Here is an 18,574-nt window from a genome sequence, read left to right on the forward strand (position 1 = left end):
TACATGACATAATCATGTATAATAACAGTATAAAAACTGACTAATATTATAACTATAATAGAATAGAGAGGTTAGCGAAATATGAACAAAAAGCGATTATTTCTAATCCTAATAGGCGTTGTGACGGTTGCTGTTGCTGCTTTCTTTACATTTCAAGTCATACAATCAAACAACATTACAATGACCCTTGATGATCAGCTTGAACAGGCGAAAGTATTACTTGATCAGGATCAAATTGAGGAGAGCATTAACTTATTTGAAAAAGTGCTCGATCAGGATCCTTCACATACGGAAGCACGTATTGGTTTGGCAAACGCGAATATGGCACTGTCAAAATATGATGTTGCTATCGAACTATTAAATGAAGGAATTAGTATCAAACCGAAAGAAACACAATTTTATTATTTTTTATCTATTGCATATGAAGGAACCAATGATTTAGAAAATGTAGCCAACACGATTCAAGCGGGTATTAAAGCTACTAATAATGAAGCATTAAAAGAGTTGGAGGAGCAACTTGTTTCCAATGTCCAAATTGAAGTTGACCGTCATTATGTTCAACAGAATTTTAGTAAGGATTTATCATTAATTTGGAAGAAAAATAATGGTGTAAAGCTTCCCGTTGAGGCGGAATGGAAGCTTGAGAATGAGGATGCTGGTAGTTTTTCCGATGAAACAGACACATCTGTTACGTTTACAGGTACTGACGTCGGTAGTGTGATGCTTTCAACGACTGTTGGTTCTATTACAAAGGAAACTAAAATCTTTGTGGAAGAGCAAGTTATTGAAGAAATCACATTTGAGCCAGCTGATTTGGAGCCGTTAGCGATAGGACAAGAGCTTGCACTGTCGGTATCAGGAGTAGATGCTGCAGGTGAGGAAATGGAATTCAATCCAGAGTGGACAGCTAGTAAGGATATTATAGAATTTGAGAAAATAGAAGGACAGAATAATTCCATTAAGGCAATTGAAGAAGGAATAACGATGGTAAATGTCAATTATCAAGAATTGGATGCAGAGCTGAGCGTAGCAGTTTCTGATGAAGATAAGATAATTGAAACAGGTGTATTGGGAAATGGGACTGTTTCTATATCGCCTGAACAAGCCAGTTATCCAGTAGGAACTGAAATTCAGATTGAAGCACATCCTGTTGAAGGCTGGGAATTTGTTGGCTGGAATGGAGACCTAACTGGTGAAACAAATCCGGAAACGGTTGTTGTTGAGGGAGATATGACGATTCAAGCTGTATTCGAACAGAGCGATACCCATGAACTAACACTAGCGATCGAAGGAGAAGGAAATATTCACCGCGAATCATTAGACACTACGTATAATCATATGGATTCGGTAACCTTAACGGCAGCGCCTAGCTCCGGCTGGTCATTTGACCATTGGGAAGGATCAGTAAATGGAACGAATGAACAAATAACGGTACAAATGGATGAGGATAAAAACATTACGGCGGTGTTTACAAAGAATCATGAAACGGATGAATCTGAGGACCCAGCGGATGATTCACCAGAAGAGAAGAATCCAACAACACCTGAGAAACCTGACCCTAATCCCAATCTTACTCCAGAGGAACCAGATACAGAGAAACGTCCAGATCCAATTTATTACAGCTTAGGTGTGAATATGTCTGGCAGCGGAACAATCTCAAAAAGTCAACAAGGGAACTCTTTCGCTAAAGGAACCGTTGTACAGCTAACTGCTACACCAAGTGATGGCTGGAAATTTGCAGGCTGGGAAGGTGATGCATCAGGGACTTCATCAACGATTTCTGTAACAATGAATAGTAATAAAAATGTTCGAGCAGTATTTGAGCAAATCCCTGAAACGAAATATACACTCTCATCATCGGTTAAAGGGGAAGGTACAATTGTTCCTGCTAATGGTACTTATTCAGAAGGAGCAAACGTTACAATCGAGGCTAAGCCTGCAACTGGCTGGGAATTCTCCCACTGGACAGGAGATCTAACAGGCTCTTATGTAATAGAAAATTTAACGATGAATCGAGATATGCACGTAACCGCAGTATTTGTAAAAATCCCAGAAGAATAATACAAGAAGGGGAGGGGCTATTAGTTTTATTAAAAGTCAAGAGAATAATCCCGAAACCCTATAATTAAATGATTTATTGTATTGTCACACATCATATAGGGCAAAAAGAAAAGGATAGATGAACAGGAGTTATACCTGCTAACATCTATCCTTTTTGTACAACATATGACCTCATTTACTATAACAACATCGAAGTTTTTGACAACGTGAAATTCCTGAGTTTCTTCAACTGAAGCACCATATAGTTTATATATACTATTTCACAATCTAATTAGATAATCGTTATTTGTAATTAGATAGATATTCTCCTTCTTCAATAATCTCATCTGCACTTACCCCTAGCAATTCTATCGGTTTCAAATTAGGATTTTTATCAAGATATGACTTTACCATTTTGTAACCTTCACTATATCCGTATAAATATGGCAAATTCTAAAGAAGGTTCTAAATCTTCCTTATATAAATCTGGCTCTATCATCTCCCAAAATACTAAGATATAGGAAGGGTCAATTGGAATAGTATAGGAACTTTCAGGGTAAACAAGTCTTTCAAACATACTAGCTGACATTATGGAACAATGGATCAATGAAGCTGGCGTTGATGGTTTTAATATTGCATATGCAGTAACCCCAGGGACATTTAAAGAATTTGTTGATAATGTGGTACCAGTTCTTCAGGAACGCGGCCTAGTTCAAAAAGAGTATGCTGGTAGTACATTACGGGCCAACCTTACCGGACAAAATCAACTCCCTGAACACCACCCAGGCAAAAGCTACGGTATACAGGGACAGCATCAGGATCACCAGTCCTCACTTACAAATTGATATTAACATGGACCGGGGCAGGGACTGTCTCCGGTCCAACATCCTAATGATGCAAAAACAAAAGACTTGATAGGCAACCCCAAATTGATACTTTAACTTCACTTTACATATCTCTCCATATCATTTACTATTTAATAGAATAGAGATAAAATTATGAAATATTTGATTATATACCTTTTCCTCACAAAAAAGAAGGTGAGCACATGAATATTACCTATTTACTATTTTTTCTCTGTATTATTATTTGCACATTAATTATTACATATTGGGCTGCAAGGCAAAGTAATACTACCAATCAATTTTATATTGCAGCTGGCAGTTTAACAGGGTTTCAAAATGGGATGGCAATTGCAGGAGATTATATTAGTGCTGCATCTTTCTTAGGGATCATCGGTACAATTGCAATCAATGGATTTGATGGGTTTATGTATGCAATTGGATTTTTAGTCTCCTATTTAATTGTACTGTTTTTCATCGCTGAGCCCGTACATCGTTTAGGAAAATATTCACTCGGGGACGTGATTTTTTCGCGTTTTCCTAGCTATCATATGCGTGGCTTAATGGCTGCAGGAACGCTTATCATATCAATTTTCTATATTATTCCTCAACTAGTTGCGGCAGGTCTTTTAATTCGTTTATTGCTAGATATTGATTATGCTATATCTGTTCTAATTATTGGTGGATTGATGACAATTTATGTAGTGTTTGGAGGGATGTTTGCAACATCGTGGGTGCAAATTGTGAAAACAGTTCTGCTCATGTCAGGAACCTTTTTGCTTGCGTTAATTGTTTTTTCCAGACTCAATTGGAGCTTGACCGGATTGTTTCAGCAAGTAAAGCTTGGAACGCCCTTAGGAGAGCAATTTTTCCTGCCAGGCAATTTATTTGATAATCCATTGGAGGCAATTTCGCTCCAACTTGCTTTGATTCTTGGTACGGCTGGTTTGCCGCATATATTAATTCGTCTTTTTACTGTAAGGAACATAGTGGAGGTAAGGAAATCTCTATTTACCGCGTGCTGGATTATTGGTCTGTTTTATTTAATAGCTTTAATTCTTGGACTGGGAACCGTGGCACTAGTCGGATACGAGGCTTTAATAATAAAGGATTCTACAGGGAATTTAGGTGCTCCGTTACTCGCAATGGTGCTCGGTGGGGACTTCTTGATGGCATTTATTTCCGCAATTGCATTTACAACTATCATCGCTGTCGTTGCCGGTTTAGTAATCTCTGCAACAACAGCCTTCTCTCATGATATTTATTATCATTTTATCAAAAGGGGCAAGACAACTGAGAAACAGCAAGTACGTGTTGCAAGGTGGACGGCGTTTGCAATTGGACTTATTTCTACATTATTTGCCCTGGAATTGAAAAATATGAATGTTACGTTTCTCGTCTCTTTAACGTTCATTGTTGCCGCTTCTAGTAATCTACCTGTCTTGTTGCTTACACTCTATTGGAAGCGTTTTAATCAAGTGGGTGCGATTAGTGGAATGGTTTGTGGCTTGGTCGCATCACTCGTTTTATTATTGATTGGTCCGCATATTATGCATCCAGACGGAGGGTGGATTGCAAGGGAAGCGATTATGCCACTTTATAATCCAGGTATAATTACAATTCCAATTGGATTTCTAGCAGCATATCTTGGGACCATTCTTTCAAGAAAAAGCTCGGAAAGTAACGAAGAATTTAAAGCCTTTTATCTGCTTGCGCAAACCGGAGTTGATATGAGGAGTGAAGACAATTGATGGACTTAACCCTTATTTTATTTGAGCGATTAGGTTTATTACTCGTAGTCGCCTTCGTATTGACAAGGATTCCTGAATTTCGATCAATCCTTTATCGAGAATTTAGCTTAAAAATGTCGATACTACATGCTTTTGTTTTTGGTTTGTTTGGTATTGCTGGAACTCTAACGGGGGTCATTATTAACGGTGATTTCACAATATCTCGTGCGTTTATTTGGTCTGTTGGTGAGGGGGAGTTAATCGTTAGCTCAAGTCTCGTTGCGATTGTAATTGCTGGATTATTGGGTGGTCCAGTCGTTGGTCTGGGTGCGGGATTAATTGCTGGATTACATTTGTTTTTCCTTGGCGGTGTCGGCTCTTTTGCTAACAGTCTTGTTAATCCGATTACAGGGCTGCTAGCGGGATTTACAGCTAGATTCTTTTCCCAGGAACGAGTTATTTCCCCTATCAAAGCGCTATTTATTGGGATTTTCCCGCCGATTTTACTTATCCACTTACTTCTGATTTTTGACTCACAGGAAATGGATATGATTGCAATGGTAAATGTCATTGGTTTACCGATTGTATTATCAAATAGTATTGCGATTGCAATTTTTACAGCAATGATTGCCATTGTTTTGCGAGAGCAAGAAAATGAAGCAGCATTAGCGACAAAGCAGGCGCTAAATATTGCCGAAGATGCACTTCCATTTTTGAAAAAAGATTCGTTTCAGGAGCAAGCGGAAGGAATTGCAAATCTACTCTATGACCAATTGAAATTGGCCGCGGTTACGGTGACAAATAAACATGTAATCATGGCACACTGCGGCTTAGGAGCAGGACATCATCGAGTCGGTAATCCGATAACAACAGAGATTGCAAGGCAAGCAATCGATACGAAGCAGCTGCTCGTCAGTAAATCGAGGGCAGAAATAAACTGCGAGCAGGAGGATTGCCCACTTGAGGCCGTAATTATAATTCCAATCATGGAAGCAGAAGACGCTGTCGGTTTGATTAAATTATATTTTCGAAAAGCACAGCATATAAGGCCAGTGGAATTGATGCTGGCAAAGGGTCTAGGGCAATTGATTTCAAATCAACTTAAAACGATAAAAGGGGAAAAGCTCGAACTACATAATCGGGACTTAGTGCTTCGCAATCTTCAAGCACAGATTAACCCGCATTTCCTATTTAATACGTTGCATATGATTGCAGCTTTGTTTCGGAAGAATCCCGAAAAGGCGAGGCATTTAACTGTTCAACTAGCAACATTCATGCGCTTTAATATTAAATTGGTTCAGGTGCAGCTCGTACCATTAGAAAAGGAATTTGAGCATGTCCAAGCATATATTGATATTATCCAGACGCGTTTTACAAGTAGAATAAAAATAAACGTCTGGCAATTGGAAGAATACCCGAACTTGTATCTTCCTCCTTCCTCGATTCAGCCACTTGTTGAGAATAGTGTCCAACATGGTTTGGGAGATGTAATGGAAGGTGGCAGGATTGAGGTTCGCATAGAAAGAAACGGTGATAATGTGCGGATTAGTGTCCAGGATAATGGTCTCGGTTTTTCAGTTGAAAGTATAACACAGGCTGGACACATGCAATTCGAGGAAAATCAAAATGGTGGAACAGGGTTATATAATGTAAATCAACGGTTAATGAGTCTCATAGGTGATACTGCAAGTTTACAGATACGAAATTTGCCAGCTGGAGGCAGTGAAGTATCATTTAACATTCCATACAACGATTAGGGGAGGGAATTGGGATGAAAATCCAAGTAATGATTGCGGAGGATGAGCAGTTAGCGCGTGACGAGTTGATCTATTTATTAGAAAAGGAAGAGGATGTCAGCCTTTGTCCAAGTGCAGAGAATGGCGAGCAGCTGATTAAATTATATTTAAAGCATGAGCCCGAAGTTATTTTCCTCGATGTTCATATGCCAGGCATGCATGGCCTTGATGCCGCTAAGAAGATAACGGAATTTGTATATAATAAGCCACCATTATTTATTTTTACTACTGCATATGATGAGTATGCTGTTGATGCTTTTTCGATTGAGGCGATTGATTATATGTTAAAACCCTATGATACAGCGCGCTTTCAAGTGGCAATGCAACGTGTTAGGAAACGATTGCGGCAACTAGAAATGAAACTGGACAAACCCAAAGATGCTAATTCTGCTAATCCTGGAAAACTATTAATTGATGATAACGATCGAATGGTTGTCCTTTCTCCTGAATCGATTTATTATGCGGTACCATTTAATCGAATGTTGGAAATCCATACGGAAGACAAGGTTATCATTAGTCGGATGTCCTTACAGGATTTGGAAAAAAAGGTCCAAGGATATTCATTTTTCCGAACCCATCGCAGCTATCTTGTTAATTTGAATCATATTCAAGATATTACCCCATGGTTTAATGGGACGAGTAACGTGACCTTAAACGATAAGAAACAAACGACAATCCCTGTCAGTCGAGCAGCAAGAAAGCATTTATTTGATCTATTTGAGAAATAACCATTTATCACGCCTTTACGGGCTGCTCTAATATCCCTCTCTAAGTGTGAAAAAAACAAAAAAGGAGGGTAATAAACAGCTCGTAAATTCCTGTTTCTGTTCAACTAACATCCTTGAAAAAGAAAAACAATTTTTCGGCGTGCGATGTTTCGCTGACATAGAATTCCTTGTTTAGTGGGACTGGAAGGAACCCCCAGTAAATGAAGTTTCATTTTATGTATTAAAACCTGCAATTGAAACATCCGTAATAACCGTTTAATCTGAATTCTACCATATTTAAAAGGTAATCTATATACTTATTAGTAAGCGCTTTCAACAAAGCTATTATTGATTGGGGGGAATAAACGTGAGAGAGACGATTGCGCCACTAAAAGTAGGTGCTAATATGGTTGATTATGATCAGGCATATGCTGATTTTAAGTGGGAGGATGTTGAAAAGGAATTCTCTTGGCACAAGACAGGGAAGGTAAATATGGCATATGAGGCAATTGATCGCCATGCAGAGACATGGCGGAAAAATAAGGTGGCACTCTATTATAGTGATGAGAACCGAGATGAGAAGTATACTTTTCGCGATTTGAAACGTTTATCAAATCAGTTTGGAAATGTATTACGAAACATAGGCATTGAGAAAGGGGAGCGTGTCTTCCTCTTTATGCCGAGATCACCGGAGCTATATGTTAGTTTACTAGGTATCCTGAAAAATGGTTCTATTGTTGGACCTTTATTCGAGGCATTTATGGAGCAAGCGGTTCGTGACCGCTTGGAAAATAGTGATGCATCGACGCTTGTTACAACGAAGGAGCTTTTACCAAGGGTACCTTATAAAGAACTTGTCCATTTAAATCATATTATTATCGTTGGTGATGAACCAGACCAAGTGGATGAGACAGCTGATATAGCATTTTACAACTATGAAGAAGAAATGAAAAAGGCATCTCCACAGTTAGATATTGAATGGGTTGACAGGGAAGATGGTATGATTCTTCATTATACATCTGGTTCAACGGGAAAACCAAAGGGTGTACTGCATGTTCATAATGCGATGATTCAACACTTTCAGACGGCGAAATGGGTAATGGATTTACAGGAAGACGATATTTTCTGGTGTACTGCCGACCCAGGATGGGTTACCGGGACATCCTATGGTATTTTTGGTCCTTGGCTAAATGGAGCGTCGAATCTGATTCGAGGTGGTCGTTTCAGCCCAGAAGATTGGTATAAGACGATTGAAACATACGGTGTAAATGTTTGGCTAAGCGCTCCAACTGCATTCCGCAGACTAATGTCGGTGGGTGACAATGTCGCAACAGAATATGATTTAAGCTCATTAAGGCATATTCTAAGTGTTGGTGAGCCACTAAATGCCGAAGTAGTTCACTGGGGAATGAAGGTATACCAATTACGGATTCATGATCACTGGTGGATGACGGAAACAGGTGGCATGATTATAGCAAATTATCCTTCGATGGAGCTAAAACCTGGTTCGATGGGCAAACCATTTCCAGGTATTGAAGCAGCGATATTGGATGACGAAGGAAATGTGCTTCCACCAGGACAGATGGGCAAATTATGTATCAAAGCTGGCTGGCCATCGATGCTGCGGAATGTTTGGAAAAATGAAGAGCGATTCAAGCAATATTTTCCATTTGAAGGCTGGTTTGAATCGGGTGACCTTGCATCGATGGATGAAAATGGGTACTTCTGGTTCGAGGGGCGTGATGATGACGTCATCCAAACGTCTGGTGAACGTGTCGGCCCATTTGAAGTGGAAAGTAAGCTTGTCGAGCACCCAGCCGTTGCTGAAGCGGCAGTAATTGGAAAGCCTGACCCTGTAAGAGGGGAAATAATTAAAGCATTTGTTTCCTTGCGAAATGGTTATGAGAAGTCGGATGATTTATTAGAGGAACTAAGATTATTTGTGAAACAAGGACTTGCAGCGCATGCTGCACCAAGGGAAATTGAAATTCGTGATTTCTTACCGAAAACAAGAAGTGGTAAAATTATGCGCCGCGTATTGAAAGCATGGGATTTAGGGCTACCAACTGGAGATTTGTCGACGATGGAGGAATAGATTTTTTTTAGCAGATAGGAAAGTGAGTAACTAATGCTCTCAGGACTAACGTAATTTTTTAAAAGGTAATCGGGGGATTCATAGATTGGAGACTCCCGAAATTAAAGGGGGATGGATATGGCTGTTAAGCAAGAATACAATAAGGCACGAAATAACGGGAAAGCGGTCAACTTTGAAAAGGCTGCAAATAGTAACGCATTTAAAAAGCTTTTAGAAGACCGCAAGAAATTTATTCTACCATTAACGATTTTCTTTCTGATTTTTTATTTCTTGTTACCTATATTAACTTCTTATACAACATTCCTGAACACACCCGCAATTGGCGATATCTCCTGGGTATGGATTTTTGCGATTTCTCAATTTTTAATGACCTGGATTTTATGTACGATTTATGTGAAAAAAGCCAATACCTTTGATGAGCAGGCAGAACATATTGTTGAGGAAATAAGAAAAGGTGGGGATATCAAATGAGCCCAATCGTAATCATCCTATTCATTGCCATCGTCATCTTGACCCTTGTCATCACTTACTTTGCAGCAAAACGAACCCAAACAACCGGAGATTTTTATACTGCTGGTGGAGGATTAACCGGCGTACAAAATGGTGTCGCGATTGCTGGTGATTATTTATCAGCAGCATCTTTCCTCGGAATTGCTGGTGCAATCGCCTTATTTGGTTTTGACGGCTTTTTTTATAGTATAGGTTTTCTAATCGCATACTTAGTCGTGCTGTTTCTAGTTGCCGAGCCATTACGGAATCTTGGGAAATATACACTCGCAGATATGATTAATTCTCGTTTTGATGCGAAGAAGGTTAGAGGTGCAGCAGCACTTAGTACGATTACGATTGTTACTTTCTATATGATTGCTCAGCTAGTTGGTGCGGGTGCACTCATTCAGTTATTGTTTGGACTGGATTACTGGCTTGCGGTGCTTATTGTTGGTGTGATGATGACTATCTATGTATTATTTGGCGGCATGATCGCGACTAGTTGGGTACAAATAGTTAAAGCCGTTCTCCTGATGGTCGGGATGATCATTATGTCCTTCCTTGTATTATTAAAATTTGATTTTAATATCGCTCAAATGTTTCATGATGTAAAATCTGCTACTGTACATGGGGCGGATTATTTAAAGCCCGGATTACAGTATACACAACCGCTTGGAACCCTTTCCCTTATGCTTGCATTAGTGCTTGGTACTGCGGGATTGCCGCATATTCTTATGCGTTTCTTTACGGTTAAGGATGCAAAAACGGCAAGAAGCTCAGTTATAACAGCAACATGGGTAATTGGTGTTTTCTATGTCCTTACATTATTTCTTGGCTTTGGTGCTGCGGCCTTTGTTGGATATGATTCCATAATCGCTGCAAATTCGGGTGGAAACATGGCCGCACCATTACTTGCACAAGTATTAGGCGGCGATATTTTATTCGCATTCATTTCAGCAGTTGCCTTTGCAACAATTTTAGCTGTTGTTGCTGGGCTTGTATTATCTGGTGCATCAGCCTTTGCCCATGATCTCTATGGAGAAATTATTAAGAAAGGGAAGGCAACCGAAAAGGAGCAAATGTATGCAGCCCGATATGCTTCTTTAGGTGTATCCGTGCTGGCAATCGTTCTTGCATTATTTGCTCAATATCTCAATGTTGCATTCCTTGTTTCACTAGCATTCTGTATTGCAGCTAGTGCCAATTTGCCAGTCATTTTATATACGATTTACTGGAAACGGTTTAACACTGCCGGGGCAGTGACTGCAATGCTCACGGGATTATTCTCAGCATTAATCCTCGTGTCGATCAGCCCGAGCGTATTCTCACCAATTGAGGGGGCTGCTTTATTTGTTGGTGAACCAATCTTTCCGTTCAGTAATCCTGCAATTATTTCCGTACCACTAGGCTTCCTCGGTGGCTATTTTGGGACGATTTTGTCAAAGGAAACAGATATAAAACGTTTTGCCGAGGTAAGTGTGAAGGCGCATACGGGATTCAAGGAGGAAGCTTGAAGAATGGGAAATTTTAAAAAATGATTGTTAATGATTAGAGTCGCCGTACATACGGTGGCTCAGCTTGTTATTAAGTTGAAAGATAGTATAATAATTTCCTTTTATGCTACTGGATGACATTTTTATTAAAATTTGTCGAAAGTTTATTGTTTTATTGTGTTTTATATTCGTATATAATAATGACACCTTATAAAAAGGATGTGTGTTTATGAGAAAATACGTAATCCTTTTTATGCTTTTCATAATCATTGGTGCTTATAACACGAATATTCTGTACGATTCACCGCTGCATCATCATGTAGTTGTCATGGATGAAGGGGAAACGATACAAACGAATCATGCAGGTAGTCTAGACCTAATTGATGCTGAAAAGCAGAAGCTTGCGTTAGTGAATTTTAATATTGCTATATTCCTAGCTTTTGTTGTAACGTACGTAGTCTTTCATTTCTTTGCGAGTATTGGAATGAGGAGCCGGCTATCCAATCCAGTGTTCTATCAATCCAATTATGTGATCACATTTCCTTCAAAAAAAATTATTTAATTAATTTTTCAAAGGGGGACGATGCAAATGATGTGGATACGCTATGTAATAATTGGATTCCTTTCCTTGACTTCGGTTTATTTGTTCTATTTTCAAGGAACCGAAATTTACCATGCTTTTAAAGATTACTTTTCTAACAGACATTTATAAATTGAATAAGCGTAGAAGGACTAAATTGGATAGAATGATTTAGTCCTTCTTTTTTTACTGGGTGGAATAGGAAGAAAAGTAAGCTCCAACTAGGATGATAATCGGTCCACCACCACCTGAATTGTTGCTCGAACCAGTTCACTTAAACTGCTTCTTCTCATCTGCTTTGTTACAAAATTAAGAATTTCAAATGTAAATTTTGTGTGTTATTCTTCCTGATTAACTTGTCTCAATTGTCATTACAGATTAGGATAATATTAAAATGATTTAGAATTAGTATACAAAAATGGCAAATTATGGTTGGTATTTTTTTGACCTAATTTGAAAAGCTCATTTTGTAATGATTGTTGCTGTTATAATCTAACAGGAAATGAGTCTAATTAAATTACATCAAGAGAGATTTGGAAGGATGGAGAAAGTGAGTTTAGCATGGAGCGCTGAGGAAGTAGAATATTTAAAGGACTGTGCAGGAAATACAAAAATATCGACAATTGCTAATAATTTAGGGAGATCTAGTGAAGGTGTAACAATAAAAATGAAACGCCTGAACATTAATCATACGAAAAAACAAATGGGAATGGTAACTATTCATGAATTAGCAGCCATCCTTGGGGTAGATCGGAAAACCGTTGAAGGCTGGGTTATTAGGCATCGCCTACCATGTAAAATGCGCGTAACGAAGGAGAAAAGAACCTTTTATCTTATTGATGCGGAAGAATTTTGGAAATGGGCGGAGAACCACAAGGATAAAGTGCAATTCTCCGATATTGAAACCCATGTACTTAATCCTGAACCTGGTTGGGTCAACCAAGAAAGACGAAAAGAAAGAGAGCAATCATTATCGAAGAAACGGAAATATCAAATGTGGACAACAAAAGAAGACGAACAATTAATCCGCTTAAGGGAATCAGGTTTGACCTATCGAAAAATAGGGGAAGCGATGAATCGAAGTGCGATAAGCGTTGAAAGAAGGTACAAAAGAGTAAAGGGATAATAAGCTCGTCCCTTCACTCTTTTAATAAAATTGGAAAGTTATAAAAATTACCTATTTCAGCGCCCGGATCCTAGCGAAACTTCCCTAACGTCCGTATTCATCATTAACGGGCGCTTTCGCTTTTGGTTCTTTATAAGAATTTAATACAGACCGCTTCTGGAGCTGGAATATCTTTTTCAATTACTGTTAATTTTCCTGTTTCCACATCTCTAGCGAATAATGTAAGGTTGCTTGACTCCTGATTTGTCGCGATGAGAAATTTCTCAGTAGGGTCGAGAACGAAATCTCTCGGCCAATCGCCTTCTGTTGATACGTTTTCAACAAAGCTTAGTTCTCCAGTTTCCTCATTCGCTTTAAAGATAGCGAGGCTATTATGACCACGATTTCCTGAATATACAAATTTTCCATCAGAAGTGACGTGAATAGCACTACCTTGATTGTTATCGGTAAAGTCTTCAGGTATAGTGCGGATTGCTTGATTAATAGTAAAGCTTCCATCTTCCTTCTGGTAGTTTAAGACGATGACCTCTGAGCTGAACTCTGTTACGAGGTAAACGATATTTTCTAGTTTAGGATGGAAAACCAAGTGTCTTGGACCACTGCCAGCAGGAAGTTCCAAGCGATTCACTTCTGTTAATACACCATCTTCACTAACCGCATATGTTGCTAGTAAATCTCCGCCTAAATCAATTGCAACCAAATATGTTTCATCTGGAGTCATACTAGAGTAATGAACATGTGATTTTTCTTGTCTTGGATCTGGCCCGCTTCCATTGTGTTGAATAGAAGAGGCTAAAGGGCTGATGGTTCCATTCTCTTGATCAAGCAAATGGGATTCAACGGTTCCTTTATGATAGTTTGTACTGAATAAGAAGCGGTGCATTTCATCGGTATTAACATGACAAGGATTCGGCCCTTTCGCCATTTGTTTATTTAAGAATGTAAGTTTACCAGTTGATTGATCGATAGAGTAAGCGGCAAGTCCACCCTTATCACCTTCAGTAGCAATCGCGTATAAATAGTTTTTATCATCAGTAATGTTTAAGTATGTTGGGTTTCCAATTTCAGCTGCAACCTTTATATCGGAAATCTTTGCTTCCTCTGTATCGAGTGTAAAAGAATAAACCCCTTTACTTTCCTTCTTCGTATACGTTCCAATATATCCAATATATTTCATAAGCAATGATTCCCCTTTCAACCTCATTTTCTCTATCATACCCTTTTTAGGAGGTGCCTGTCACTTTCCGAGTTTTGTCGAATATTCAGGGTTCACCCATTAAGAGTAATACATACGATCACACTGAAAGGTAATTGATAGAATATTTCCCTGCTTATTAGTACAATAAACACAAATGAAATTTTACCGGGAGGCAATTTAATGAAACTAATTGCAATCGATTTAGACGGGACATTGCTAGCAGAGGATGGTTCGATTACTGAAGAAAATAGTAAGATAGTTCGAGCCGTGCAACAAGCTGGAAATAAGGTGATCATTTCTTCAGGGCGTTCGCTTCATGACACGAAGCAAATTCTACTTGATGCTGAACTGGACTGCCCAATTATCACTGGTAACGGGGCAATAATATTTCATAACGATGTAGTACTGCAAAATCTATACTTGGAGCCGGAGCTTATCAAGGAATTAATAGAAATTGTTGAAGAAAATGGATTATATTTTGAAATCTATACGAATCAAGGGGTATATGTGGAGGAAGCGGGAAGGAATATTCTTGAGCAGGAACTACAGCACTTACAGAATGAAGATGCTGATTTTGCGAAGGTAATAGGAAATAAGATTATAGACATTCAATTTAAACAAAATGGACTTACATATGTACCAAATTATCATGATATTGATTATGAGCCATTAGAGGTATATAAAATTTTCGTCCTATCATTTAATCAGCAAGGACTCTCAAAATTAGAGGATCGATTATCAAGTCGGAAGGATATCTCACTAACAACTTCTGGGGTTCAGAAGTTAGAAATTGGTAATCTAAATGCAAGTAAGGGGAATGCATTAACATTTATTGCCAACCACTTTAACGTAGATTTAGAAGACACAGTGGCAATCGGTGATAATTTAAATGACCTATCCATGTTCGAAGTTGCTGGAATGAGCATTGCCATGGGAAATGCGGAAAAAATCGTGAAGAAACAAGCGACATATATTACAAAAAGCTGTGATGAAGATGGGGTCGCATTCGGACTTCGTAAATTTGTCCTAAAGAAATAGATGTACTTCTATCGAAATTAGGTTTGTTAATAAAAGGCTGGTGAAACGATGAAGGAATTAATTAAGGCAAATAATTGGTTATCGGGCATCCAATGGTTATTCTTTATTTTTACAAATATTGTCGTCATCCCGATTACAGTCGGCGAAGCATTTGAGCTTCCACAGGAAAGCATTGTTTCACTATTGCAGCTTTCATTTATCGTAACTGGAATTGCATGTATGCTTCAAGCATTAATCGGACACGGACGAGCAGTTATGGAGGGGCAGTCGGGACTTTGGTGGGGCGTAATTTTGACACTTGTAATGACGGCATCTGCACAAGGTATGACGCTAGGAGAGTTAGGGGGAAGCATTAGCGTCGGGATAATTATTTCAGGAGTAATTACCGTTATTATAGGGTTATCAGGTCTTGGAACATATCTCGCTAGGCTATTTAATCCAGCAGTAATGGGTGTATTTATGTTTTTACTAGGGGCACAGCTCGTGGGGATTTTTATGAAGGGAATGCTTGGAATTCCTTTTGGTAATGAAGAGGACACGGGAAGTATTCAGCTGCCTGTTGCTTTACTTTCGATTTTCATTGTCGCCATGATAATTTTCATCAATATCAAAGCAAGGATAAGTATGCGGCGCTATAGTTTGTTAATTGGTATTATCGCCGGTTGGTTATTGTACATATTATTATTTGATTCGGAAACATCAGCAGGGCTAGCTGATTCGCAGTTCAGTATTACATTATTCCCATTTGGAAATCCGACAATCCACATTGGAATCATCCTCACGATAATTTTAACTGGATTATTAAATATTGCCAATACATTTGGCGCGCTTAAAGGCACAGACAATATATATAAAAGTGAGACGACAAGCAAGCAGTACCGGGCATCATTTACAATAACAGGCGCTGTATCCGGGATATCTGGCTTTCTCGGTCTTGTTCCATACTCGCCATATGTTTCGTCAATCGGATTCCTTAAGCAAACAGGGGACATTAGAAGAACCACGTTTGTACTTGGTGGATTTCTCTTTTTATTGATGGGGCTAATTCCTCCAGTTGGTGGATTTTTTTCAAATCTACCACTTAGTGTGGGGAGTGCGGTATTATTCGTATCTTATGTATTGCTTTTTCATTCTTCCTTGGATTTCTTCAAGCAGGTCAAGTTTAACACGATGAATATATACCGTTCAGCGGTTCCGCTATTCGTTGGGATTATTATTATGACAATGCCTGCTAGTTATTTTACAACGATACCGAGCATCGTTCGACCATTGGTAAGTAATGGGCTTTTGGTGGGAATAATGTTGGCGATTTTGTTGGAAGGTTTTGTGGACTGGGATCGGTTTGGGGAGTAATGTTAAGTCTTCACCATTTACTAAGAAATAACCGCATTATACATTCAATAAGCGAACAATAGATAGGCAATTTTTAAACCAGCTACTAGATTATCTAAAATACGCTGTCAAAACTTGACGGAAATCGGGAAGTGACAGACACCTAAAACACTATACACAAACCGTCAAAATATAGTATTATAATATTATATTTGATTTATGAGGAGATTATGTAATGTGTGGTATTGTTGGATTTACAAATGGTAAACTAAATATAGATAATAATAAAGTTATAGAGAATATGATGAACACGATAGGGCATCGTGGCCCTGATAGTGATGGGCATTTTTCAGATGAAGAGGTAACGCTCGGGTTTAGACGCCTGCAAATTATTGATTTATCAACAGATGCAAGCCAGCCAATGTACAATGAAGACGACTCAATTGCACTTATATTTAATGGGGAAATTTACAATTATCACTCATTAATGGATGATTTGATTGCAAAAGGACATACCTTCAAAAGCCAAAGTGATACAGAGGTTATCATCCATGGTTATGAAGAGTATGGTATTGATATTTTACAAAAGCTAAGAGGGATGTTTGCTTTTGCAATTTGGGATAAAAAAGCAGATCATCTCTTTATTGCTCGTGATTTTTTTGGAATCAAGCCGCTTTATTATACAGAAAATACAACCGATAACTCATTCATTTTTGGTTCAGAGATAAAGACATTCTTGAAGCACCCGGCGTTTAAGAAGGAATTGAATAAGGATTCACTGAAACCTTATTTAACTTTCCAATATTCCGCATTAGATGAAACGTTTTTCAAAGGCGTTTATAAATTAAGACCTGGTCATTATATGATTTATAAAAATGGGAAAATGGAGATTAACTCTTATTGGGATATTAATTTTGATGCAGAAGAGAATACCCTCGAGTATTATGTTGACAAAATTAAAGAAACGATGGAGGAATCTGTCAATTACCATCGAATTAGTGATGTAAAAGTTGGTTCATTTTTATCCGGAGGTGTTGATTCAAGCTATATCACTGCATTATTAAAGCCTGACAAAACGTTCTCTGTTGGGTTTAAAGATTATGAAGGTGTGTTCAATGAAACGAATCTAGCGGAAGATTTGTCGAAACGACTTGGCATTGAAAATCATAAGAAAGTTATCGATGCTGATGAATTTTTTGATGCTATTCCAACAATTCAGTATCATATGGACGAACCGCAAGCAAATCTGTCTTCAGTACCACTCTATTTCTTAGCTGAATTAGCTAGTAAGCATGCGACAGTACTTTTATCTGGTGAGGGTGCAGATGAAATATTCGGTGGTTATGCTTGGTATGATAAGACCAATTCGGAGAAGAAGTATGAGAAGATTCCATTCTTCCTGCGTCGCCTTGCTTCAAACATTAGTAAAGCATTGCCTGAGAATCGAATCACGAACTTCTTAGTCAAAGGCGGGCTTAAGGTTGAAGAACAATTTATTGGTGAGGCGAAAGTATACAAAGAAAAAGATGCTTTAATGGTATTACAAGACAGCTATAAACAAGGTCCATCACCAATTGAGGTCGTTCGAGAGTCATATCTGAAAGTTAAAGGAAAAGATGAAGTAACGAAAAAACAATATATCGATATGAAGCACTGGTTACCGGGAGATATATTATTAAAAGCAGATAAAATGAGCTCGGCGCATTCAATCGAACTACGTGTGCCATTTTTGGATAAAGAAGTAATGGAAATGGCTGCAAAAATTCCTGCACATTTAAAAGTAAATGACAAAGATACAAAATACGTTTTACGTAAAGCTGCAAATGAAGTATTGCCTGACGAATGGGCAAACCGACCAAAAGTTGGCTTCCCTGTTCCATTTAGAGATTGGATCAAGCAGGAGAAATATTATAAGCGAGTGAAGGAAGTTTTTGAAGCAGAATATACAAAAGAATTCTTCCACACAGAGACACTTGTTGGCTATCTAGATGAACATTACACTGGAAAGGCAAATCGTGCACGCTATGTTTGGACTGCCTATGTTTTCCTAATCTGGTATAAACGATTCTTTATCGATGAAGATGTGAATGTTACAAAGTAGATTTATT

General features: G+C 38.4%; 15 protein-coding genes. 13 read left to right on the forward strand and 2 right to left on the reverse strand.

Annotated features, from left to right (window positions below; translation table 11 throughout):
* Nucleotides 1-81: 81 nt before the first annotated feature.
* Nucleotides 82-2,061, forward strand: a complete 1,980-nt coding sequence (locus CWR45_RS16935) for an InlB B-repeat-containing protein (protein ID WP_115751022.1) — start codon at nucleotides 82-84, stop codon at nucleotides 2,059-2,061.
* Between the two features lie 282 nt (nucleotides 2,062-2,343).
* On the opposite strand, the gene CWR45_RS16940 is transcribed toward CWR45_RS16935, so the two are convergent.
* Nucleotides 2,344-2,490, reverse strand: a complete 147-nt coding sequence (locus CWR45_RS16940; RefSeq protein WP_281271868.1) for a DUF2268 domain-containing putative Zn-dependent protease — start codon at nucleotides 2,488-2,490, stop codon at nucleotides 2,344-2,346.
* Between the two features lie 140 nt (nucleotides 2,491-2,630).
* Between CWR45_RS16940 and CWR45_RS16945 the strand changes: the two genes are divergently transcribed.
* The 9 genes from CWR45_RS16945 to CWR45_RS16985 all read left to right on the forward strand — a co-directional run bounded on the left by CWR45_RS16945 (nucleotide 2,631) and on the right by CWR45_RS16985 (nucleotide 12,898).
* A complete protein-coding gene (locus CWR45_RS16945) occupies nucleotides 2,631-2,885 on the forward strand; it encodes a hypothetical protein (RefSeq protein WP_211315987.1) in 255 nt (84 codons plus the stop codon).
* Nucleotides 2,886-3,088: 203 nt separating this feature from the next.
* On the forward strand, nucleotides 3,089-4,633 hold the full coding sequence (locus tag CWR45_RS16950) for a solute symporter family protein (protein ID WP_115751024.1): 1,545 nt from the start codon (nucleotides 3,089-3,091) through the stop codon (nucleotides 4,631-4,633).
* On the forward strand, nucleotides 4,633-6,369 hold the full coding sequence (locus CWR45_RS16955; RefSeq protein WP_245975462.1) for a LytS/YhcK type 5TM receptor domain-containing protein: 1,737 nt from the start codon (nucleotides 4,633-4,635) through the stop codon (nucleotides 6,367-6,369). The genes CWR45_RS16950 and CWR45_RS16955 overlap by 1 nt, the downstream gene beginning before the upstream one ends.
* A gap of 14 nt (nucleotides 6,370-6,383) precedes the next feature.
* Nucleotides 6,384-7,136 (forward strand): LytR/AlgR family response regulator transcription factor, encoded by a 753-nt coding sequence (locus CWR45_RS16960; RefSeq protein WP_115751026.1) that lies wholly within the window; start codon nucleotides 6,384-6,386, stop codon nucleotides 7,134-7,136.
* 385 nt (nucleotides 7,137-7,521) lie between these two features.
* Nucleotides 7,522-9,210 carry an acetate--CoA ligase gene (gene acsA / locus CWR45_RS16965; protein ID WP_245975463.1) on the forward strand — a complete coding sequence of 563 codons (1,689 nt, stop codon included), beginning with the start codon at nucleotides 7,522-7,524 and terminating at the stop codon, nucleotides 9,208-9,210.
* A gap of 111 nt (nucleotides 9,211-9,321) precedes the next feature.
* On the forward strand, nucleotides 9,322-9,681 hold the full coding sequence (locus tag CWR45_RS16970; protein ID WP_425453639.1) for a DUF485 domain-containing protein: 360 nt from the start codon (nucleotides 9,322-9,324) through the stop codon (nucleotides 9,679-9,681).
* The gene (locus tag CWR45_RS16975) at nucleotides 9,678-11,213 is read left to right on the forward strand and encodes a solute symporter family protein (RefSeq protein WP_115751029.1); all 1,536 of its coding nucleotides are present in this window, start codon (nucleotides 9,678-9,680) and stop codon (nucleotides 11,211-11,213) included. The genes CWR45_RS16970 and CWR45_RS16975 overlap by 4 nt, the downstream gene beginning before the upstream one ends.
* A 208-nt stretch (nucleotides 11,214-11,421) precedes the next feature.
* Entirely contained in the window at nucleotides 11,422-11,754 is a 333-nt protein-coding gene (locus CWR45_RS16980) for a hypothetical protein (protein ID WP_115751030.1), read from the forward strand.
* Between the two features lie 568 nt (nucleotides 11,755-12,322).
* A complete protein-coding gene (locus tag CWR45_RS16985; RefSeq protein WP_170138899.1) occupies nucleotides 12,323-12,898 on the forward strand; it encodes a helix-turn-helix domain-containing protein in 576 nt (191 codons plus the stop codon).
* Between the two features lie 130 nt (nucleotides 12,899-13,028).
* Here the strand turns inward: CWR45_RS16985 and CWR45_RS16990 are convergent, their stop codons facing one another.
* Nucleotides 13,029-14,075, reverse strand: coding sequence for a lactonase family protein (locus tag CWR45_RS16990; RefSeq protein WP_115751032.1), 1,047 nt, complete (start codon nucleotides 14,073-14,075; stop codon nucleotides 13,029-13,031).
* 201 nt (nucleotides 14,076-14,276) lie between these two features.
* Between CWR45_RS16990 and CWR45_RS16995 the strand changes: the two genes are divergently transcribed.
* The 3 genes from CWR45_RS16995 (at nucleotide 14,277) to asnB (ending at nucleotide 18,567) form a co-directional block, all read left to right on the forward strand.
* Nucleotides 14,277-15,134: an HAD family hydrolase gene (locus tag CWR45_RS16995; protein WP_115751033.1), complete on the forward strand. Its 858-nt coding sequence runs from the start codon at nucleotides 14,277-14,279 to the stop codon at nucleotides 15,132-15,134.
* 48 nt (nucleotides 15,135-15,182) lie between these two features.
* Nucleotides 15,183-16,487, forward strand: coding sequence for a uracil/xanthine transporter (locus CWR45_RS17000; RefSeq protein ID WP_115751034.1), 1,305 nt, complete (start codon nucleotides 15,183-15,185; stop codon nucleotides 16,485-16,487).
* A 214-nt stretch (nucleotides 16,488-16,701) separates the two neighbouring features.
* The gene (gene asnB / locus CWR45_RS17005; RefSeq protein WP_115751035.1) at nucleotides 16,702-18,567 is read left to right on the forward strand and encodes an asparagine synthase (glutamine-hydrolyzing); all 1,866 of its coding nucleotides are present in this window, start codon (nucleotides 16,702-16,704) and stop codon (nucleotides 18,565-18,567) included.
* The last annotated feature ends 7 nt before the right edge of the window (nucleotides 18,568-18,574 follow it).

The organism is Oceanobacillus chungangensis (assembly GCF_003369565.1).
Taxonomy (GTDB): domain Bacteria; phylum Bacillota; class Bacilli; order Bacillales; family Amphibacillaceae; genus Oceanobacillus; species Oceanobacillus chungangensis.